The organism is Chelativorans sp. AA-79 (genome assembly GCF_029457495.1).
GTDB lineage: Bacteria > Pseudomonadota > Alphaproteobacteria > Rhizobiales > Rhizobiaceae > Chelativorans.
This window is the reverse complement of the sequence record NZ_CP120361.1, coordinates 820,375-840,611: the sequence shown is the minus strand read 5'-3', so window position 1 is coordinate 840,611 and position 20,237 is coordinate 820,375. Positions and strand designations below refer to the sequence as shown.

Genomic DNA, 20,237 nt, shown 5'->3' with positions numbered 1-20,237 from the left:
CGCATGCGGTTGAACTTCGGCGACACCTCGCAGCCCCTCCGCGAGACGATCCGCAAGACGGTGGAAGCCATCGACGGGCGCAACGTCACGCTGCGCGAGATCGTCGAGCTCACGGGCGAGCAGGGCCTGCTCCTGCTCTGTGCGATCCTGACCCTGCCCTTTCTCCTGCCCGTCTCCATCCCCGGCGTGAGCACGGTGTTCGGGCTTGCCATTATCCTCATCTCGGTCGGCATCACCCTGAACCGCGCGCCATGGCTGCCCAAGAGGATCACCGACCGGCCGATCGATGCCGACAAGCTGATCCCCACCCTTCGAAAAGGATCGGAGATCGTGGAGCGCATCGAGAAGGTCATCAGACCGCGCATCGAGGCCCTGACGACGGGAGCAGCGATCAACCGCTTCAACGGCCTGGTGCTGGTCCTGGGCGGCGTCCTCCTGATGTTCCCGCTCGGGCTCGTGCCTTTCTCCAACACCCTTCCCGCCTTCGGCATCCTGTTCCTCGCCGTTGGCATTTCCCAGCGCGACGGACTTTTCGTGCTCGCCGGCTATGGCATGGCGCTCGCCACCATCGTCTATTTCTCGGTGCTTGGTTACGGGGCCTATATGGCCGGCCGCGGCTTGACGTCGGTCTTCGGCGGCTGAACGAAAAAGCCCGGGCGTTTCCGCCCGGGCCCGACACTTGAAGGCTCCACGCCTCAGATCTTGAAGTATTTTTCGCGCGCCTGGATGAAGAGCGAATCGGTGCCCTCCGTCTTCTGGCGCACGATGTTGAGTGCCGAGACGAAGCTTTCCGCCGTCTTCTTGGTCAGGGGATCGCTGGATTCGAGCAGACCCTGCAGGATCTCCTTCGCCGCGGTCGCGCCCGCCTCCATGATGTCCTCGGGGAAGGTGCGCACCTGCACGCCGTGGTCGTCGACCAGCGTCTGAAGAGCACGCGGATCGTTGGCCGCGAAATCGGCGGCAACATTGTCGTACTCGGCCTGGCTGGCGTCACGGATGATCGCCTGCAGATCCTCCGGCAGCTCCTGGTATTTCGCCTTGGAGACGACGAGTTCGGTCGCAAGCCCCGGCTCCACGAAGCTCGGGAAATAGTAGTTCTTGCAGACCTGGTAGAAACCGAGCGCGAGGTCGTTGTAGGGCCCCACGAACTCCGCCGCGTCCAGAGTGCCGGACTGCAGCGCCTGGAAGATTTCGCCCGCCGCCATGTTGGTGACGGTGGCGCCGAGCTTCTCCCACACCTGGCCGCCGAGGCCCGGAGTGCGGAAGCGCAGGCCCCTGACGGAGTCCACCCCGGTGAGTTCGTCGCGGAACCAGCCGCCCGCCTGCGTGCCCGTGTCGCCCGAGAGGAAGCCCTGCACGCCGAACTGGTCGTAGATCTCGTCCCAGATCTCCTGCCCGCCGAGATAACGCACCCAGGCCGTCAGCTCGCGCGAGGTCATGCCGTAGGGCACGCCGGTGAAGAACGACAGACCCTGGCTCTTGTTCTGCCAGTAATAGGCCGCGCCGTGGCTCATCTCGGCCGAGCCGTCGATGACGGCGTCGAGCGACTGCAGCGGCGGCACCAATTCGCCCGCGGCATAGACCTGGATGGTGAGCCGCCCGCCGGAAGCGGCGGTGATTCGGTCGGCGAGCCGCTGGGCGCCCACGCCGAGCCCCGGGAAGTTCTTGGGCCAGGTGGTGACCATGCGCCAGGTCTGGTTGCCCTGCGAGATGGCGGGTGTGGCGAGCGCGGCGGCACCTGCGCCGACACCGGCCAGTCCTGCCTTTTTTATGAATGAGCGGCGATCCATGAAGTACCTCCCATATTGCGGATCGAAAACAAGCGGAGATCGAGCGCGGCGGCGCGCGCCAGCCTCCCCCGATTGCCGGCGGCTATCAATACACGCGTGTGCGGCCAAGTCCAGTTGCCCCGGGCGGGCAATCGGCAGCTTGGGTAAACGCGTCCGACGGCCGCTTCGGCCGACGTTGGAGCTTGGAAGCTCCGGGAGACGTAATTACATGGGGAGCGTATGATCACCAGGACCGATTCCATGCCGCAGCCGCTCGTCGCCGTATCCACGGATGTGAAGCATTTCGAGAACTACACCTGGCACGCTGCGCCGGAGCAGTATCTCGAAGCGGCGCTCTCGGTTGCCCGTGTCCTGCCCGTGCTGGTGCCCTCCTTCGGCGAGAGGATCGACCTCGACGGGCTCCTTGCCTCGGTCGACGGCGTCATGCTCACCGGCGCGAAATCCAATGTCTACCCACCCCTCTATGGAGCAGCGGCGGACGAGGAGCACGGACCCTATGACGAGCGGCGCGACGCCACCACCATTCCGCTCATCCGCAAGGCGATCGAAAAGGGCGTCCCGCTGCTTGCCATCTGCCGCGGCATACAGGAGCTCAACGTGGCGCTGGGCGGCACGCTCGTCCGCGAGATCCAGGAGCGCGAGGGTGCGCTCGACCATCGCGGCCTCGGCGACACCCAGGACGAGCGCTTCGCCATCCGCCAGAAGGTGGAGATCAGGCCGGAAACCTGCCTTGCCGGTATTCTCGGCTCCGGCGAGGTCATGGTCAATTCCGTGCACCGGCAGGGCATCGACCGCCTCGGCCCGGATCTTCAGGTGGAAGCCCTGGCGCCGGATGGCACCGTAGAGGCGATTTCCGTCCGCGGGGTCCCGGGCTTTGCCGTGGGCGTGCAGTGGCATCCGGAGTACTGGGTGGCAAGCGACGACGCCTCACGTAAGGTCTTCGAGGCTTTCGGCGATGCGGTGCGCGCGCACGCGGCGGCGCGCCTGCGCCCTGCCGCGGCCGAGTGAGCGCTTCCTACTGCGCCCTGAGCGCGACGATTGGCGACAACGGCTTGAGCGATTCGTAGGCGACACCGTCCGCCGCGAAGAATTCCACGACGGATCTGCCGTCCGCCGCCACGAAGGAGAGTTCGCCCGCGCCGTCTTCCTGCCAGTAGCGCGCTTCGGCAAGGCGCGGCATCATGTCCACGCATTCCGGCGTAAGTTCGAGCGCCGCCCGCTGCAGTTCCGCACCGCCGCGCTTGACGACCGTGCAGTTCCCCTTCTGTCCGGAAACACTGAGCTCGTACCGGGATTGCGGCTTTGCCTTTGTACCCGCAGCCTGCGCCGCGTCGGAAGCGTTACGCCCCGGCGAAACAAAGGGTGCCGTCCCGAGCACCGCCAGAACAGCGAGTGCGGAGATTGCCAACTTCATTCCTCGCCCCTGCAACTTTTGCGATAATAAATGCATCATTATGGACAATCGTTAAGAAAACTTGACTGGAATGCAGCGCATTTAGGGTTCCTTCAGATGCGCCGTTTCCGCCACCGGGGTGAGCGGCGCGCCCCGCGTGAACCATGCAACCAGATTGTCGACCACGAGATCGGCCATCGCCTGGCGCGTGTGGACGGAAGCCGAAGCCACATGCGGCAACAGGCATGCATTCCCCAGCGACAGAAGGCTGTCGGGCACATTGGGCTCGTCCGCGAAGACATCGAGGCCTGCTGCCAGGATCGTACCGTCCCGGAGCGCGGCCGCAAGCGCGGCCTCGTCTACCGTGCTGCCGCGCCCCACATTGATGAAGACGCCGTTCGGCCCGAGCGCCCGCAGCACTTCGGCATTGACGGCCTTCTCCGTCGCCGCCCCGCCAGGCGCAACGGAAATCAGCGTGTCGACCGCCTCGGCGAGGCCGACGAGCGTCTGGTGATAGGCGTAGGGCGCATCCTCGACCTTGCGCCTGTTGTGATAGCTCACCGGCAGCCCGAAAGCCTCGACGCGCCGGGCGATCGCCCGGCCGATCCGGCCCATGCCGAAGATGCCGACGCTACGCCCGCGCAGCGTGGCGCATGTCAGCGGATAAGCGCCCTCGCGCCGCCAGCGTCCCTCGCGCAGATAGTTTTCCGCCTTGGGCAGTTCGCGAACGGTGTTGATGAGCAGGCCGAGCGCCGTGTCGGCGACCTCCTCCGTGAGTACGTCCGGCGTGTTGGTCACCACGATGCCTTTTCGACCCGCATGGGCGGCATCCACCGCGTCATAGCCGACGCCGAAGCTAGCGACGATCTGGAGTTTGGGCAGCGCATCCATGAATGCCGAGCTGATGGCGCCGGAAGCAGCCACTCCGACGACGCTCCGCTTCATCTCGTCCGTCAGGAGCGCAGGATCGGAGCGCTCCACCGCCATGAGCCTGAAGCGCTCGCCGATACGGCTCACCGCATGCGAATGCAACTTCCCAGGCACGAGAATGGTGACGTCTTCGGCTCCGTCGGGCATCGCACAGTCTCCAATGAGAATCAGCAATGCTATTGGAACGGGCGGCGCACGCAAATGTAAAGCCGGTTGCCTTTTCGTGGCTTGACGAATTGCCTCGCCGCGGGTGTTATATATATTTGTTTCGAAACTCGAAATAAATATGTTTGCAGCCGCGGCAACGGAGATCGCTGCGGTTGCATGGGAGGAAGCGATGTATCTCGGGCTCGACCTCGGCACCTCAGGGGTGAAGGCGCTCCTGGTTGACGACGGACAGGAAATCGTTGGCTCGGCCACCGGAACGCTTGATGTTTCAAGGCCGCACACGGGCTGGTCCGAACAGGATCCCGCCGACTGGATTCGCGCGGCGGAGGAAGCCGTCGCCGCGCTGAGATCCGCCCACGGGGCGGAGCTTGCGGCGGTGAAGGGCATCGGCCTTTCCGGCCAGATGCACGGCGCCACCCTCCTGGACGAAGCGGACAACCCGCTGCGCCCCTGCATCCTGTGGAACGACACCCGCAGCCACAAGGAGGCGGCCGATCTCGATGCCGATCCGCGCTTCCGCAGGATCACCGGCAACATCGTTTTCCCCGGCTTCACCGCTCCGAAGCTGAACTGGGTGAGGAACAACGAGCCCGACATCTTCGCCAGGACGGCAAGGGTGCTGCTGCCGAAAGACTATCTGCGCCTGTGGCTCACCGGCGAGCACATCTCCGAGATGTCGGACGCTGCCGGTACCGCCTGGCTCGACGTGGAGAACCGCCGCTGGTCGGCCGAACTGCTGGCTGCGACCTCCCTTGAGGAAAGCCAGATGCCGCGCCTTGTGGAGGGTACGGAGCGTGCGGGCACGCTGCGCGCCGAACTGGCGGGCCGCTGGGGCATTGGCCACGGCGTGGTGGTCGCGGGCGGTGCCGGAGACAACGCGGCCTCCGCCTGCGGCGCGGGCACGGTGACGCCCGGCGCTGCCTTCGTCTCGCTCGGCACGTCCGGCGTGCTCTTCGCCTCCAACGCCGCCTACCTCCCCAATCCGGAAAGCGCGGTGCACACCTTCTGCCACGCCCTGCCGGACACCTGGCACCAGATGGGCGTCATCCTGTCGGCCACCGATTCGCTCAACTGGCTCGCCGGCGTCACCGGAACCAAGCCGAGCGAGCTCACCGGCGAGCTCGGCGAGGGGCTGACGGCGCCCTCGGGCGTCATCTTCCTGCCTTATCTCTCCGGCGAGCGAACACCGCACAACGACGCCGTCATCCGCGGCAGCTTCGTGGGCCTCGCCCACCGGACGGACCGCGCCGCCCTCACCCGGGCCGTCGTCGAAGGCGTGGCCTTCGCCTTCCGCGACAGCCTCGAAGCCCTGAAGCAGGCCGGCACGGAACTTTCCCGCGTCACTGCGATCGGCGGCGGCTCGCGCTCGACCTATTGGCTCAACGCCATCGCCACCGCGCTCGGCATTCCCGTCGATGTCCCCGCCGAGGGAGACTTCGGCGCGGCCTTCGGGGCGGCCCGCCTCGGTCTCGTCGCGGCGGAGGGTGCGGACCCCCTCGCCGTCTGCACGCCGCCGGCTATCTCCGCCACCATCGAGCCTGCCTCCAGCCTCGTTCCGGCCTTCGAGGACGCCTATCGCCGCTACCGCGGCCTTTACCCCGCAATACGAGGAGTTTCGTCATGAGCACCGGTTTTTTCGGCGATCTGAAGCCGATCGCCTATGAAGGGCCCGAAAGCGACAATCCGCTCGCCTTCCGCCACTACAACCCTGACGAAATCGTGCTCGGCAAGCGACTCGAGGATCATCTGCGCTTCGCCGTCTGCTACTGGCACACTTTCGTCTGGCCGGGCGGCGACCCCTTCGGCGGCCAGACCTTCGAGCGCCCCTGGTTCGGCGACACGATGGAGAAGGCGAAGCTCAAAGCCGATGTCGCCTTCGAGATGTTCGAGATCCTCGGCGCCCCCTACTTCACCTTCCATGACGCGGACGTGCGTCCGGAAGGCTCCAGCCATTCCGAAAGCGTCTCCCGCCTGAACGAGATCGCCGACCACTTCGCCGGAAAGATGGAGAAGACGGGGGTCAAGCTGCTTTGGGGCACCGCGAACCTCTTCTCCCACCGCCGCTACATGTCGGGCGCCGCGACCAACCCGGATCCGGACGTCTTCGCCTATGCCGCCGCCACGGTGAAATCCTGCATTGACGTAACGAAGCGCCTGGGCGGCGAGAATTATGTGCTCTGGGGCGGGCGCGAAGGCTACGAGACCCTGCTCAACACCGATATGGGCCGCGAGCTCGACCAGCTCGGTCGCTTCCTCTCCATGGTGGTCGACTACAAGCACAAGATCGGATTCGGCGGCACCATCCTGATCGAGCCCAAGCCGCAGGAGCCGACGAAGCACCAGTATGACTTCGATGTGGCGACCGTCTTCGGTTTCCTGAAGCGCTACGGGCTGGAAAACGAGGTGAAGGTGAATATCGAGCAGGGCCACGCGCTGCTCGCCGGCCACTCCTTCGAGCATGAGCTGGCGCTGGCCACGGCCCTCGGCATCTTCGGCTCCATCGACATGAACCGCAACGATTACCAGTCGGGCTGGGACACGGACCAGTTCCCCAACAGCGCGCCGGAAGCGGCGCTGGCCTACTACTACGTTCTGCAGGCCGGCGGCTTCGCGACGGGCGGCACCAATTTCGACGCCAAGCTGCGCCGCCAGTCGCTCGATCCGGAAGATCTGATCGCCGCCCATATCGGCGGCATGGACATCTGCGCGCGGGGCCTGAAGGCGGCCGCCCACATGATCGAGGACAAGGCGCTGAGCGCGCCGCTGGAAGAGCGCTACGCGGGCTGGAAGGGCGCCGAAGCGCAGGCCATGCTGGCAGGCGAGCGCACGCTCGAGGAGATCGCCGAGCGCGTCGCGCGCGAGAACCTCGACCCCAAGCCGCGCTCCGGCCGCCAGGAGAAGCTGGAGAATATCGTAAACCGTTACGTCTAGCCGCTCCGGCGCTTCCCGCCGCTCCACGCCAAGGTTCGCAAGGCCTTGGGGCGGACGGCGGGAGGATGCTGATTTCTAACGATTTTAGGTAAGCTCCAAGCAAGACACGCGCCGTGACCGCGGCCTCGTGCCCGCATCCTGCTCGCGGAACACGACATATTAATGCGATGTAAACAAGCGAGATACTTCTCTATAAACTTGTCGCCAAATCTTCATCCCACCGCCTTCATCCCGACAGGATTGATGGCCTAGATTCAGGCCTCCAGATTCGGAGGCGTAGGATGACTGTTGATAAGAAGGTTGAAGCGGAGATCGACGCGCTGCTCGCGTGCAACGATCAGGCGTCCGTTATCGACACGCTGCTGTCGATGCCTCACGCGATGGCCGCCGATGATCCGGCCTGGGAAAAGCTGATGCACGCCCGCCTGCAGGAGCGGCTCGCCCGCAAGATGCGGGATATGCTCGAAGGTGCGGAAGAACGGAAGGATTCAAGGAGCGCCGCATGACTGTGGCGCGATCGCTCGAAACCCTATTGGAATGCGAGAATATCCTCGATCTTGGCTGCCGCCTCGAGAAGCGGCGGCAGGAGGGTCCTGCCCATTTCCTCGCAGGAAAAGCGCGCCGCCTGGGTGGAGACGTTGATCGCCGCCACGACGGCACCGGGACGCGCGCGCACCGGCACGGCGATCGACCGCAGACCCAGCTCGAGTTCCTCGTCGACGATGGCGTAGCCTGCCCGCCGGACGTCGGCGATGCGGGCCGCAAGGGCCTGCCGGTCCGTAACCGTCTTGGGCGTATTGGCGCGGATCGCCGCCTTGTCCAGAAAACAGGCGAGTTCGGCATCGTCCAGGCCTGACAGAAGCACCCGGCCCATCGAGGTGCAGTAGGCCGGCAGCCGGGTGCCGACGGAAAGGGATACGGAAACGATCCGCCGGCCCGCCACGCGGGCGACATAGACAACGTCTTCCCCTTCCAGCACCGCCGCCGAGCAGGATTCCCCCACCGCCTGCGAGACCTCCCGCAAGACAGGCTCCGCACGCGACCATCCGGATGTAGCGCCAAGCCACGTGCGGCTGAGCGAGAGCATCTTGGCGGTAAGCAGGAATTGCCGGCCCTCCTGCCGCACATAGCCTTCCGCCACCAGCGTAAGCAGCAGCCGCCGGGCGCCGGCGCGCGTCAGCCCCGCCGCCTCGGCGACCTCCGTGAGGCGCAGTCCGGAAGGCGCGCCCGCGAGGATCTGGAGCACACCGAGCCCCTTCGCCAGCGAACCCACCAGTTCGCTGCGTGCAGCACCGCTTTCCGTTGACTCGACCGCCTCGCTCATTTAAGAAAGTATCGCATATAAAACTTATGTTCGCAATACGAACATTTTGGAGGCGATATGGTGCGCTTCATGCCGCTCGACCAGGCGGTGCGGGAAAACCTTCACGACGGGAACACCGCGGCTTTCGAGGGATTTACCCATCTCATTCCCACCGCTGCCGCCCACGAGGCGATCCGCCAAGGCTTCAAGGACCTGACGCTCATCCGCATGACGCCTGATCTGGTCTATGATCAGATGGTGGGCATGGGCATGGCGAAGAAGCTGGTCTTCTCCTATGCCGGCAATCCGGGCGTCGGCCTGCTCCGGCGGCTGCGCGACGCTGTCGAGAACGGCTGGCCGCACCCGGTCGAGGTGGAGGAGCACTCCCACGCCGCCATGGCCAATGCCTACGAGGCGGGTGCCGCCGGCCTGCCGCTCACCGTCTTCCGCGGCTATCGCGGCGCCGGCCTGCCCAAGGTGAACCCGAACATCAAGAGCGTCACCTGCCCTTTCACCGGGGAGGAGCTCGCGGCAGTACCGGCCATCCGCCCAGACGTTTCCTTCATTCACGCCCAGAAGGCGGACAGGAAGGGCAATGTGCTGGTGGAAGGCATCATCGGCATCCAGAAGGAGGCCGTGCTTGCTGCCAGGCGCGCCGTGGTGACGGTCGAAGAGGTGGTGGACGATTTCTCCGGTCTCCACCCCAATCTGTGCGTTCTCCCGCACTGGACCATCACCGCGATCTCCGTGGTCCCCGGTGGGGCGCATCCCTCCTACACCCACGGCTATTACGCCCGCGACAACGCCTCCTATCTGGAATGGGACCAGGTGGCGGCCGACCGCGAGCGCTTCCGGGCATGGATGGAGGAGAATGTGATCAAGGCGAGGCCGGAGGATTTCGCCGACCGAGTCGAAAATCTGAGGGTGGCGTCATGAGCGAGCAGTCCTTCACCCCCAACGAGATGATGACCATCGCGGCCTCCCGCGCGCTGACGAGCCGGGATGTCTGCTTCGTCGGCATCGGCGCGCCGTCGGCCGCCTGCAACGTCGCCCGCCTCACCCACGCGCCGGACATCACGCTGATCTATGAATCCGGCACCATCGGCACCGCGCCGGATGTGCTGCCGCTCTCGATCGGCGACGGTGAGCTCTGCGACACCGCGCTCACCACGGTCTCCGTGCCGGAGATGTTCCGCTACTGGCTGCAGGGCGGGCGCATCACCATCGGTTTCCTCGGTGCCGCGCAGCTCGACAGGTTCGGCAACATCAACACCACCGTCATCGGCGATTACCACAAGCCCAAGACGCGCCTGCCCGGCGGCGGCGGCGCACCGGAGATCGCCTCCTCCTGTGGCGAGGTCTACATCACCATGGCCCAGTCGAAGCGCGGCATGGTGGAGAAGATCGATTTCTACACCTCCTTCGGCCACGGCGATGGCGGCGATCATCGCCAGCGGCTGGGTATTGCGACCAAGGGCCCGACGCTCCTCATCACCGACCTTGCGATCTGGAAGCCCGATCCGGAGACCAAGGAGTTCACGGTCGTCTCGCTCCACCCCGGCGTCACGCGCGAGATGGTGCAGGAGACCTGCGGCTGGCAGGTGAAATTTGCCGACAGGCTTGAAGAAACCCCGCCGCCCACCGAATTGGAACTGAAGACCCTGCGCGACCTCAAGGCGCGCACGGATGCGGCACACAAGGGCACCGGCAGCCCGGCCGCCAAGAGAGGATCCAAGGATGGCTGAAGCCTTCATCTGCGACTACATCCGCACGCCCATCGGTCGATTCGGCGGCGTCCTTTCCTCCGTGCGCGCCGACGATCTCGCCGCCATCCCGCTGAAAGCGCTGGTCGAACGCAATGCGGGCGTGGATTGGGCGGCCGTGGACGATGTCATCTATGGCTGCGCCAACCAGGCCGGCGAGGACAACCGGAATGTCGCGCGCATGGCGCTTCTTCTGGCGGGCCTGCCCGTGGAAGTGCCGGGTTCCACCATCAACCGGCTCTGTGGCTCGGGCATGGATGCGGTCGCCACCGCCGCACGCGCCATCAAGGCGGGCGAGACGGAATTGATGATCGCCGGCGGTGTGGAATCCATGAGCCGCGCACCGTTCGTCCTGCCCAAGGCGGAAACCGCCTTCTCCCGCAACGCAGAGATCTACGACACCACCATCGGCTGGCGCTTCGTCAACCCGCTGATGAAGAAGCAGTACGGCGTCGATTCCATGCCCGAGACGGGCGAGAACGTGGCCGAGGACTTCTCCATCGGCCGCGCAGAGCAGGATGCCTTCGCTGTCCGCAGCCAGGACAAAGCTGTGGCGGCGCAGGAAAACGGCCGGCTGGCAAAGGAGATCACGCCCGTCACCATCCCGCAGCGCAAGGGGGAGCCGGTCATCGTGGAGAAGGACGAGCACCCTCGCCCGGGCACGACGGTGGAGAAGCTCGCCAAGCTGCCCACGCCCTTCCGCGAGGGCGGCACGGTGACGGCCGGCAACGCCTCCGGCGTGAACGACGGTGCGGCAGCACTCATCATCGCCTCCGAAGCCGCGGCAAGGAAACATGGCCTCACGCCCATCGCCCGCATCCTGGGCGGGGCTGCCGCCGGCGTTCCCCCGCGCATCATGGGCATGGGCCCGGCGCCGGCGGCGAAGAAGCTCTGCGCCCGGCTCGGACTCGGCCCTTCGGATTTCGACGTGATCGAACTGAACGAGGCCTTCGCCTCGCAAGGCATCGCCGTGCTGCGCGAGCTTGGCATTCCGGAAGATGCTGCGCACGTGAATCCCAATGGTGGAGCGATCGCGCTCGGCCACCCGCTCGGCATGTCCGGCGCTCGCATTTCCGGCACGGCGGCGCTGGAACTGAGGGAACGCAGTGCAAGGCTGGCGCTTGCCACCATGTGCATCGGCGTGGGCCAGGGCATCGCACTCGCGCTGGAGCGTGCCTAGAGCATGATCCCGAAAAGTGGGTGCCGATCTTCGGAAAAGATCATGCTCAAGCAAAAAGTTAGATCATGATGCCGATTCGACGAAGCGGCATCATGATCTAGTCGTCGAGCCAGTTCTCGACGGCAAGCCCCGGCACGAAGCGGAACGCGCGGTCGCTGGTCACCAGCGTTGCGCCAGCTTCAAGCGCGTGCGCGGCGATGAGCATGTCGAGCGGCTGCATCGTGCGCCCCCGCCTGCGCAATTCGGCGCGCATCTCGCCGTAGCGGCATGCTGCCTCCGGCGTCCACGGCGATATTTTTACGAGACCGAACAACAGCTCCGCGGCGGCAGCAAGGTGTTTCGCCCCAGGCCGCAGGGCGAGCCCGTATCTGGTCTCGCCATAGCTCACGACGGAAACGCAAAGATCGTCCTTCCCATAGGCTGAGATCCGCCTGTCCAAGGCGCGGCTGCGGCCATGCATGAAGGCGCTCACCACATTGGTGTCCAGCATGAAGGGCGGCTTCATGCCAGCGGGTCGTCCCGTTCATGGAGTCCTTGCTCACGATCCTCCATGAATCCTTCCAATTCCTCGGGAGGAATCTGGTCACGCAGCCTGAAAAACCTGTCCCACGATCCCGTCCGTTGCGGCTTGGGCGAGAGAACCACATCTCCCGTGGCCGGATCGCGGCGAATTTCCACCTCATCGCCCTCGAAGCGGAATTCCGCCGGCAGACGCACGGCTTGGCTGCGGCCATTCCAGAAAAGCTTTGCGGTCCGGGGCATGGGCGCCTCCATTGATGGTATATACCATGATATATACCATCAATGTGCCCCGCAAGGCTGTCAACTCAACGGAATGGCGTTCCCCGCCTTGCTCTCCTGATAGATTTCTGAAAGCTGCGCATAGGTTTCGGTCAGCCGCGCGATTTTTTCCGAGACCCGGCTTCTCTCCGGCTCCGGCAGTTTTCGCCCAAGAGCAGGGATCGAATAGCTCTTCCAGAAGGCGTTTTCCGCATTGTAGCCGCCGGGGTCCAGCCGGAAGACCTCCTTCAGGATCTTGAGGTCATGCGGGATGGCGAAGGCGTCCCGCGAATCCTCATGGCTGAAGAGGTAGAAGAAATTGTCGAAGCCGGTCCAGGTGATGGCCGAGAGGCAGAGCGAGCAGGGCTCATGCGTGGAAAGGAAGATGCAGTCCGCGGTGTCGGGCCGCTTGTCCTTTGGCAGTTCATAGAACCGCTTCAGCGCGTGCATTTCGCCGTGCCACAGCGGGTTCTCCAACTCGTTGTTCGTCTCCGCCAATACCAAGGAAAGATCGCCTTTCCTCAGGATCGCCGCGCCGAAGAGCTTGTTTCCTGCTTCCACGCCGGCCCGTGTCTTCGGCACGATGTTCTGCTCGATGACCTCGAGCAGGCGGTCGATCAGGGTGGGATTGTCGGGTTTCATGGCTGTTCCGGCACATGGATCTCGTACAGGTCGGAAAAGAAGTACTCCTCCAGATTGCTGCCGTCTCCCCCGCGATCGACGATGAGGAAGTCCTGTTCTTCCCCGACCGGCGTCAGCACGCCGTGCCAGGTATTGCGCGCATAGTTCACGCCCTGTCCAGGCTTGGTGATGAAGGCGCGCGGCGTGCCCGGGCGGCCCGTTTCATCCGGGCAGACGGTCACCAGGAAGGGGCGCGGCGAAAGCGGCACGAAGGCCTGGCTGCCCAGCGGATGGCGCTCCACCATCCTCAGCGTCAGCGGCAGATCGTAGGGCTGCCCCCGCGCGATGCTGACGAGCACCCGCGCCTTCTCCCCCGTCATCTCCACGCGCGCCAGGTCGTGAAACCGCTGCGTCCTGCCGTTATTGATAGGAAAGCTTTCGGCACCCTCCGCTTCGATCACGTCGCCGAATGGAGCGAAAGCCTCCCGCGTCAACGGCTGGGCGATGATCCTCATGATATCCCCACTGACATCATGACGTCACCGTCCGCCCAACGGCCAAAGCTTCGCATGCCGGTTCACGTCCTTGTAAAGCAGGTAGCGGAATTTTTCGGGCCCGCCGGCGTAGCAGGCTTGCGGGCAGAAGGCGCGCAGCCACATGAAGTCGCCAGCCTCCACCTCCACCCAATCCTGGTTGAGCCGGTAGACGGCCTTGCCTTCGAGCACATAGAGTCCGTGCTCCATCACATGGGTCTCGGCGAAGGGGATCGCCGCACCCGGCTCGAAGGTGACGATCGTCACATGCATGTCGTGGCGCATATCCTCGGGGTCCACGAAGCGCGTGGTGGCCCACCTCCCCTCCGTGCCCGGCATAGGCGTTGGCGCCACGTCATTGTCGCTGGTGAAGAACGCTTCCGGCACCTCGATCCCGTCCACCGCCTCGTAAGCCTTGCGGATCCAGTGGAAGCGTGCAGGCGCCGAGCCTTCGTTGCGCACCGTCCAGCGGCTCGCGGGCGGCAGAAAGGCAAAGCCGCCGGGCTGCATGCGATGCATCCGTCCGTCGAGATGCACCGTCAGCTCGCCCTCCACCACGAAGAGCACCGCTTCCGCCGCGCCGTCGGGCTCGGGCTTCTCGCTGCCGCCGCCCGGCTGCACTTCCATGATGTATTGCGAAAACGTCTCCGCGAAGCCGGAAAGGGGCCGCGCGATGATCCAGCAGCGGGTCTTCTCCCAGAACGGCAGGCAACTGGTGACGATGTCGCGCATCACCCCCTTGGGGATCACCGCATAGGCCTCGGTGAAGACCGCCCGCCCCGTCAGAAGCTCCGTCTGCGGCGGGTGGCCGCCCTTTGGCGCGAAGTAGTTTCCGGTCATGACGGCAGCACGTCCTTGAGCCTCAGATAGGCGATGCGCTCCACTTGCCCGCAGGCGGTGGCGAATTCCTGCTCGCGGCTGTTCTCGGTGCGTGTCTCAAAGGCGCGCAGGATGCTCTCCTTCGTATTGTCCTTGACGGCGATGATGAAGGGAAAGCCGAATTTTCCCACGTAGCGTGTATTGAGCTCGGTAAAGCGCGCGCGCTCCTCGTCCGTCAGTGCGTCGAGCCCTGCCGAAGCCTGTTCGCGGGCCGATTCCGGCGTGAGCCGCCTCGCCGCTGCGAGCTTTCCCGCAAGATCGGGATGGGCCTTCAGCACGCCCAGCCTCTCCTCCTCGCTTGCCCTGCGGAAGACGCGCGCCAGCGCATTGGCGAGACCTCCGGCGCTATCGTGCGCCGGGCCAAGCTCCAGTCCGAACGCCCGCTCCGCGATCCACGGCGAATGCTCGAAGATCGAGCCGAAGCGTTCGACGAACTCGGCCCTGCCCATCCGGCTCGGCCTCAGTTTCGGCGGCTGATAGGCATGATGTTCCATCCAATGGTGTGCGATGTCGATGCGCCGAGGCAGCCATACCTTTTCATGGCTTTTCACATAGTCGATGAAGCGCTTGAGCGACGCCGCCCGCCCCGGCCGCCCCACGAGCCGGCAGTGCAGGCCCACGCTCATCATGGCCGGCCGCCCCGCCTTTCCCTCGTTATAAAGCGTATCGAACGCATCCTTGAGATAGGCGGAGAACTGGTCGCCCGAGTTGAACCCCTGCGGCGTGGCGAAACGCATGTCGTTGGCGTCGAGCGTATAGGGGATCACGAGTTGCGGCCGCGTGGCATTGCCCTGCCCGTCATGGTCGAGCCAATAGGGCAGGTCGTCGTCATAGGTATCGGAGATCCAGTCGAACCCGCCCTCCTCGATGGCAAGCTTCACCGAATTCACCGAAGTCCGCCCGAGATAAAGCCCCCGAGGCCGCTCGCCCACCACCTCCGCATGCAGCCGCACGGCTTCCTCGAGATCGCGGCGCTCGTCCTCCTGCGAATGCGCCCGGTAATCGATCCAGCGCAAACCGTGGCTGGCGATTTCCCATCCCGCCTCTTTCATCGCCGCCACCTGGTCCGGAGAGCGCGCCAATGCGCTCGCCACGCCATAGACGGTGACGGGAACTGCCGCCTCCGTGAACATGCGGTGCAGCCGCCAGAAGCCTGCCCGCGCGCCATATTCGTAGATTGATTCCATGTTCCAGTGGCGCATGTCCTGCCAGGGCGCCGCACCCACGATCTCCGACAGGAACGCCTCCGAAGCCGCGTCGCCGTGGAGGACGCAGTTCTCCCCGCCCTCCTCGTAGTTGACGACGAACTGCACGGCCACATGGGCGCCGTCAGGCCATTTCGGGTCCGGCGGCTTGGGGCCGTAGCCGCGCATGTTCCGGCAGTAGCGCATCTGGCCTTTCTCGTCTGTCATCTCGCCTCTTTCAAGGATAGTCCAAGGTGCGGGCGATCATTCCCGTCGAAAAATTTGAAAGTCTTTCTGCAGCCTTTCCCCCGCACCCCCCTTATGCGCCTCGCAGATTTGCCGCACAATCACCGGCTACGATGAGAAAAACAGGGGAGACCGCATGGGCGAGCGAGCTGAAGGCCGGCTGACGACCCATGTCCTGGACACGGCGGCAGGCCGGCCCGCCGCGGGCATGGAGATCACGCTCTACCGGCTGGATGGCGAGAACCGCACGTATCTGAAGACCGTCCGCACCAACGCGGATGGGCGCTGCGACGCGCCGCTTCTGGAAGGCAGCGCGTTCGCGCCCGGCGAATACGAGCTGATCTTCGAAGTCGGCAACTATCTGCGCGCCAGCCAGGTGGCGCTCCCCGCGCCGGCCTTTCTCGACCGCGTGCCCATCCGCTTCGGGATTTCGGAGCTTGCGCACTACCACGTGCCTTTGCTCGTTTCGCCCTATGGCTATTCGACCTACCGGGGGAGCTGATGACGGCAGTTCGCCACGAAATCCGCCTCCTCCTGAACGGCCTGAAGGTCGCGCTCACCGACGTGCGGCCGGAAGAAACCCTGCTCGACTATCTCCGCCTCGCCCGCCGCCTGACCGGCACGAAGGAAGGCTGCGCAGAGGGGGATTGCGGCGCCTGCACGGTGCTGGTCGGCCGGCTTTCCGGCGATGCCCTCGTCTATGAAGGCGTCAACGCCTGCATCCGCTTCCTTGCCTCGCTCGATGGCTGCCACGTCGTCACCGTCGAGCACCTGCAGCGGCCTGATGGCAGCCTCCATCCCGTCCAGCAGGCGATGGTGGATTTCCACGGCTCCCAATGCGGCTTCTGCACGCCGGGCATCGTCATGTCGCTCTATGCACTGTGGATGCGGAACCCGCGCCCCTCCGAACAGGCAATCGAGAAGGCGCTGCAGGGCAATCTCTGCCGCTGCACGGGCTACGAGCCCATCGTGCGCGCCGCCCGCGCCATTTCCTCCTATGGCGACCCCGGTTCTGACCCGCTGGCGCTGGAGCGCGGGAGGGTCATTGCCGAACTCAAGGCCATGAGGGACGGCACGTGCGTCGAGATGGGTCACGGGCGCGAGCGCCTCGTCGTTCCTGCAAGCGTAGATGATCTCGCCGAAGTGTTGGAGGCGGAGCCGAACGCCACCCTCGTCGCCGGCTCCACCGATGTCGGCCTGTGGGTGACCAAATTCATGCGCGAGATCGCGCCCGCGGTCTTCATCGGCGGCATCGAGGAATTGCGGACGATTTCGGAAAGCGACGGCGTCCTCACCATCGGTGCCGGCGTCAGCTATTCGGACGCCTTCTCACTGCTTGCGGAGTGCATTCCGGCTTTCGGCCGGCTCATAGACCGCATCGGCGGCGACCAGGTGCGCAATATGGGCACGATCGGCGGCAACATCGCCAACGGCTCGCCCATCGGCGACACGCCGCCTCCCCTGATCGCGCTCGGCGCGACCCTCACCCTGCGCAAAGGTGCCAGGCGGCGCACCATCCCGCTGGAAGACTTCTTCATCGCCTACGGGAAGCAGAACCGGCAGCCCGGCGAATTTGTCGAAGCCGTGCACGTGCCCTTACCCGCGCCCGACGCTCACTTCGCCGCCTGGAAGATCTCGAAGCGTCGCGACGAGGACATCACCGTCACGCTCGGCGCTTTCCACATGGAGCTCGGCGCGGATCATACGGTCGCTTCCATCCGCATCGCCTATGGCGGCATGGCGGCCACACCCAAACGCGCGCTCGCCGCGGAAACCGCACTCACCGCCAAGCCCTGGACGATGGAAACCGTCGAACAGGCTTTGCCCGCCTACGAGCGGGACTTCACGCCGATCACGGACATGCGCGCTTCCGCCGAATACCGGATGCTCGCGGCGAAAAACCTGCTGAGGCGGTTTTTCCTGGATACTTCGGGAACAAGCGGGCCGGTGACGGTCGAGCGATACGAGGAGGCGGTATGAACAAACACGCCTCCCAAAATGTCACAGCCCCCAAAATCACCGGCGGTGTCGCCACCGACCGCCGCCACGATTCCGCCCACAAGCACGTCACCGGCGAGGCGGTCTATATCGACGATATGCCCGAGCCCGCGGGCACGCTGCACGCCTATCTCGGTCTCTCGACCGTCGCCCACGGCACGATCCTTTCCATGGACCTTTCGGAGGTCGAGACCGCCCCTGGCGTGGTGGCGGTGCTCGCGGCCAAGGACGTGCCCGGCGAGAACGATATCGGCTCCACCGGGCATCACGATGAGCCGATCTTTCCCGAAATCGATGTTCAGTTCCTCGGCCAACCCATCTTTGCCGTCATCGCGGAAACCCGCGAAGCCGCCCGCCGCGCCTGCCGCCTGGCAAAGATCGAATACGAAGAAAAGCCGGCCATCATCGATGTCGCCGATGCCGAACCCGAAAATCCCCGTCTCGTCACGAAGCTGTTGAAACTCGAGCGCGGCGACGCGGCCCGGGCCATCGCCGCCGCCCCCCGCCGCATCGCGGGCCGGATGCGCGTGGGTGGGCAGGACCATTTCTATCTCGAAGGCCAGATTGCCTTCGCCATGCCCGGCGAGGATACGGACGTCACCGTTCACTCCTCCACGCAGCATCCCAGCGAAGTGCAGCACATGGTGGCGCAGGCACTGGGCGTGCCGTCCCACGCCGTCACCATAGAGGTGCGCCGCATGGGCGGCGGCTTCGGCGGCAAGGAAACACAGGCCAACCTTTTTGCCGTGGTTGCGGCCATCGCTGCCCGGAAGACCCGCCGGCCGGTGAAGCTCCGCCCGGACCGCGACGACGACATGATCGTCACCGGCAAGCGGCACGATTTCCTGATCGACTACGACGTGGGTTTCGACGACGAGGGCAACATCCTCGGCGTCGACTTCACCTACGCCGCCCGTTGCGGCTTCTCCGCCGATCTGTCCGGCCCGGTGACGGACCGCGCGCTGTTTCACTGCGACAACGCCTATTTCTATCCCGCCGTGCGTGCCGTCTCGGCGCCGCTCTACACCAACACGGTCTCCAACACCGCCTTCCGCGGCTTCGGCGGCCCACAGGGGCTGGTCGGAGCAGAGCGCGTGATCGAGGAGGTGGCCTTCGCGCTGGGCAAGGACCCGCTCGAAATCCGCAGGAAGAACTTCTACGGCGAGGCGGAGCGTAACGTCACGCCCTACCATCAGACGGTGGAGGACAATATCGTCCACCGCATCGTGGCGGAGTTGGAAGAAAGCGCCGACTATGCCGCCCGCCGCCGCGCCATCGCTGAATTCAACGGCCGAAGCGCGGTCGTGAAGCGCGGCATCGCGCTCACCCCCGTCAAATTCGGCATCTCCTTCACCGCCACCCATTTCAATCAGGCCGGCGCCCTGGTGCATGTCTATACGGATGGTTCCGTGCACCTGAACCACGGCGGCACGGAAATGGGCCAGGGTCTTTACGTGAAGGTCGCCCAGGTGGTCGCCGAGGAGTTCCAGATCGATATCGACCAGGTGAAGATCACCGCCACCACCACGGGCAAGGTGCCCAACACCTCGGCGACCGCCGCGTCCTCCGGCTCGGATCTGAACGGCATGGCCGCACAGAACGCCGCCCGCCAGATCAGGGACCGCCTGATCGACTTTGCCGCCCGTCACTACGAGGTGCCGAAGGAACAGATCGTTTTCCTGCCCAACCGGGTGCGGGTGGGCAACCAGGAGATTCCCTTCGCCGGTCTGGTCCGCCAGGCCTATATGGCCCGTGTCCAGCTCTCCGCCGCCGGCTTCTACAAGACGCCGAAGATCCATTGGGACCGGGAAAAAGGCTGCGGCCGGCCGTTCTACTACTTCGCCTATGGCGCCGCCTGCTCCGAAGTGTCGATCGACACGCTCACCGGGGAATACATGGTCGAGCGGGTCGACATTCTGCACGAAACCGGAAAGTCGCTGAACCCCGCCATCGATCTCGGCCAGGTCGAGGGCGGCTTCATCCAGGGCATGGGCTGGCTCACCACCGAGGAGCTGGTTTGGGACGAAAAGGGCGGGCTGCGCACCCATGCGCCCTCCACCTACAAGATTCCCCTCGCCTCCGACCGGCCCAGGATATTCAACGTGCAGCTCGCCGATTGGGCGGAGAACACGGAACCCACGATCCACCGTTCCAAAGCCGTGGGTGAGCCGCCCTTCATGCTGGCCATCTCCGTTCTGCACGCTCTTTCCGATGCGGTGGCGAGCGTCGCCGGCCACAAGATCTGCCCGCGCCTCGACACCCCCGCCACACCCGAACGCGTGCTGATGGCGGTCGAAAGGCTGAAGGCGGAAGCGGGGAAGTAGATTGCGGGGCCTTGGCTCGCTATTGTTCTGAAATGTTTTCGCCTTCTGTCACCCCCCTCTGCCCTGCCGGGCATCTCCCCCTCAAGGGGGGAGATTGGCTGGCCGAGGCCTATGCGCCAGCTTTGCAACGCATCAAGCAAGAGCGAGGCGACGGCGAAGGCGTAATCTCCCCCCTTGAGGGGGAGATGCCCGGCAGGGCAGAGGGGGGTAAGAG

Annotated in this window: 21 protein-coding genes; 11 read left to right on the top strand and 10 right to left on the bottom strand. The window is 65.1% G+C overall.

What is annotated here, in order from left to right:
• Positions 1-3 precede the first annotated feature (3 nt).
• The gene (locus PVE73_RS04260) at positions 4-642 is read left to right on the top strand and encodes an exopolysaccharide biosynthesis protein (RefSeq protein ID WP_277365749.1); all 639 of its coding nucleotides are present in this window, start codon (positions 4-6) and stop codon (positions 640-642) included.
• Positions 643-695: 53 nt separating this feature from the next.
• Here PVE73_RS04260 and PVE73_RS04255 read toward each other — a convergent pair whose 3' ends face one another.
• Positions 696-1,790 carry a TRAP transporter substrate-binding protein gene (locus PVE73_RS04255; protein ID WP_277365748.1) on the bottom strand — a complete coding sequence of 365 codons (1,095 nt, stop codon included), beginning with the start codon at positions 1,788-1,790 and terminating at the stop codon, positions 696-698.
• Between the two features lie 240 nt (positions 1,791-2,030).
• Here PVE73_RS04255 and PVE73_RS04250 point away from each other — a divergent pair, with 240 nt between their 5' ends.
• On the top strand, positions 2,031-2,798 hold the full coding sequence (locus PVE73_RS04250; protein ID WP_277367344.1) for a gamma-glutamyl-gamma-aminobutyrate hydrolase family protein: 768 nt from the start codon (positions 2,031-2,033) through the stop codon (positions 2,796-2,798).
• Positions 2,799-2,805: 7 nt separating this feature from the next.
• Here PVE73_RS04250 and PVE73_RS04245 read toward each other — a convergent pair whose 3' ends face one another.
• Together PVE73_RS04245 and PVE73_RS04240 are read right to left on the bottom strand one after the other, a co-directional pair.
• Positions 2,806-3,204, bottom strand: coding sequence for a hypothetical protein (locus tag PVE73_RS04245; RefSeq protein WP_277365747.1), 399 nt, complete (start codon positions 3,202-3,204; stop codon positions 2,806-2,808).
• A gap of 81 nt (positions 3,205-3,285) precedes the next feature.
• The gene (locus tag PVE73_RS04240) at positions 3,286-4,260 is read right to left on the bottom strand and encodes a 2-hydroxyacid dehydrogenase (RefSeq protein WP_277365746.1); all 975 of its coding nucleotides are present in this window, start codon (positions 4,258-4,260) and stop codon (positions 3,286-3,288) included.
• A 190-nt stretch (positions 4,261-4,450) separates the two neighbouring features.
• Here PVE73_RS04240 and xylB point away from each other — a divergent pair, with 190 nt between their 5' ends.
• The 3 genes from xylB (at position 4,451) to PVE73_RS04225 (ending at position 7,718) form a co-directional block, all read left to right on the top strand.
• Positions 4,451-5,905, top strand: a complete 1,455-nt coding sequence (gene xylB, locus PVE73_RS04235; RefSeq protein ID WP_277367343.1) for a xylulokinase — start codon at positions 4,451-4,453, stop codon at positions 5,903-5,905.
• Positions 5,902-7,212 (top strand): xylose isomerase, encoded by a 1,311-nt coding sequence (gene xylA, locus PVE73_RS04230; RefSeq protein WP_277365745.1) that lies wholly within the window; start codon positions 5,902-5,904, stop codon positions 7,210-7,212. Before xylB ends, xylA begins: the two co-directional genes overlap by 4 nt.
• 281 nt (positions 7,213-7,493) lie before the next feature.
• The gene (locus tag PVE73_RS04225) at positions 7,494-7,718 is read left to right on the top strand and encodes a hypothetical protein (RefSeq protein WP_277365744.1); all 225 of its coding nucleotides are present in this window, start codon (positions 7,494-7,496) and stop codon (positions 7,716-7,718) included.
• 23 nt (positions 7,719-7,741) lie between these two features.
• Here PVE73_RS04225 and PVE73_RS04220 read toward each other — a convergent pair whose 3' ends face one another.
• Positions 7,742-8,536, bottom strand: a complete 795-nt coding sequence (locus PVE73_RS04220; RefSeq protein ID WP_277365743.1) for an IclR family transcriptional regulator C-terminal domain-containing protein — start codon at positions 8,534-8,536, stop codon at positions 7,742-7,744.
• A gap of 57 nt (positions 8,537-8,593) precedes the next feature.
• Here PVE73_RS04220 and PVE73_RS04215 point away from each other — a divergent pair, with 57 nt between their 5' ends.
• The 3 genes from PVE73_RS04215 to pcaF are packed head-to-tail and all read left to right on the top strand — an operon-like array spanning position 8,594 to position 11,458.
• On the top strand, positions 8,594-9,451 hold the full coding sequence (locus PVE73_RS04215) for a CoA-transferase (protein WP_277365742.1): 858 nt from the start codon (positions 8,594-8,596) through the stop codon (positions 9,449-9,451).
• Positions 9,448-10,260 (top strand): CoA-transferase subunit beta, encoded by an 813-nt coding sequence (locus PVE73_RS04210; protein WP_277365741.1) that lies wholly within the window; start codon positions 9,448-9,450, stop codon positions 10,258-10,260. The genes PVE73_RS04215 and PVE73_RS04210 overlap by 4 nt, the downstream gene beginning before the upstream one ends.
• Entirely contained in the window at positions 10,253-11,458 is a 1,206-nt protein-coding gene (pcaF, locus tag PVE73_RS04205) for a 3-oxoadipyl-CoA thiolase (RefSeq protein WP_277365740.1), read from the top strand. Before PVE73_RS04210 ends, pcaF begins: the two co-directional genes overlap by 8 nt.
• A 97-nt stretch (positions 11,459-11,555) precedes the next feature.
• Here the strand turns inward: pcaF and PVE73_RS04200 are convergent, their stop codons facing one another.
• Genes PVE73_RS04200 through puuE form a run of 6 tightly spaced genes read right to left on the bottom strand, consistent with a single transcriptional unit; the run spans position 11,556 to position 15,662 of the window.
• Positions 11,556-11,963: a type II toxin-antitoxin system VapC family toxin gene (locus tag PVE73_RS04200; RefSeq protein ID WP_277365739.1), complete on the bottom strand. Its 408-nt coding sequence runs from the start codon at positions 11,961-11,963 to the stop codon at positions 11,556-11,558.
• Positions 11,960-12,220 carry an AbrB/MazE/SpoVT family DNA-binding domain-containing protein gene (locus PVE73_RS04195; protein WP_277365738.1) on the bottom strand — a complete coding sequence of 87 codons (261 nt, stop codon included), beginning with the start codon at positions 12,218-12,220 and terminating at the stop codon, positions 11,960-11,962. Before PVE73_RS04195 ends, PVE73_RS04200 begins: the two co-directional genes overlap by 4 nt.
• Before the next feature lie 60 nt (positions 12,221-12,280).
• Entirely contained in the window at positions 12,281-12,880 is a 600-nt protein-coding gene (locus PVE73_RS04190) for a nucleoside deaminase (protein WP_277365737.1), read from the bottom strand.
• Positions 12,877-13,377 (bottom strand): ureidoglycolate lyase, encoded by a 501-nt coding sequence (locus PVE73_RS04185; RefSeq protein WP_277367342.1) that lies wholly within the window; start codon positions 13,375-13,377, stop codon positions 12,877-12,879. The genes PVE73_RS04190 and PVE73_RS04185 overlap by 4 nt, the downstream gene beginning before the upstream one ends.
• Positions 13,378-13,398: 21 nt before the next feature.
• Positions 13,399-14,232, bottom strand: coding sequence for a bifunctional allantoicase/(S)-ureidoglycine aminohydrolase (locus PVE73_RS04180; RefSeq protein ID WP_277365736.1), 834 nt, complete (start codon positions 14,230-14,232; stop codon positions 13,399-13,401).
• Positions 14,229-15,662: an allantoinase PuuE gene (gene puuE, locus PVE73_RS04175; RefSeq protein WP_277367341.1), complete on the bottom strand. Its 1,434-nt coding sequence runs from the start codon at positions 15,660-15,662 to the stop codon at positions 14,229-14,231. The genes PVE73_RS04180 and puuE overlap by 4 nt, the downstream gene beginning before the upstream one ends.
• A 175-nt stretch (positions 15,663-15,837) precedes the next feature.
• On the opposite strand from puuE, the gene uraH reads away from it, so the two are divergent.
• The 3 genes from uraH to xdhB are packed head-to-tail and all read left to right on the top strand — an operon-like array spanning position 15,838 to position 20,023.
• Positions 15,838-16,203, top strand: coding sequence for a hydroxyisourate hydrolase (gene uraH, locus PVE73_RS04170; RefSeq protein ID WP_277365735.1), 366 nt, complete (start codon positions 15,838-15,840; stop codon positions 16,201-16,203).
• Positions 16,203-17,681, top strand: a complete 1,479-nt coding sequence (gene xdhA / locus PVE73_RS04165; RefSeq protein ID WP_277365734.1) for a xanthine dehydrogenase small subunit — start codon at positions 16,203-16,205, stop codon at positions 17,679-17,681. The genes uraH and xdhA overlap by 1 nt, the downstream gene beginning before the upstream one ends.
• Positions 17,678-20,023, top strand: a complete 2,346-nt coding sequence (gene xdhB / locus PVE73_RS04160; protein WP_277365733.1) for a xanthine dehydrogenase molybdopterin binding subunit — start codon at positions 17,678-17,680, stop codon at positions 20,021-20,023. Before xdhA ends, xdhB begins: the two co-directional genes overlap by 4 nt.
• Positions 20,024-20,237: the final 214 nt, after the last annotated feature.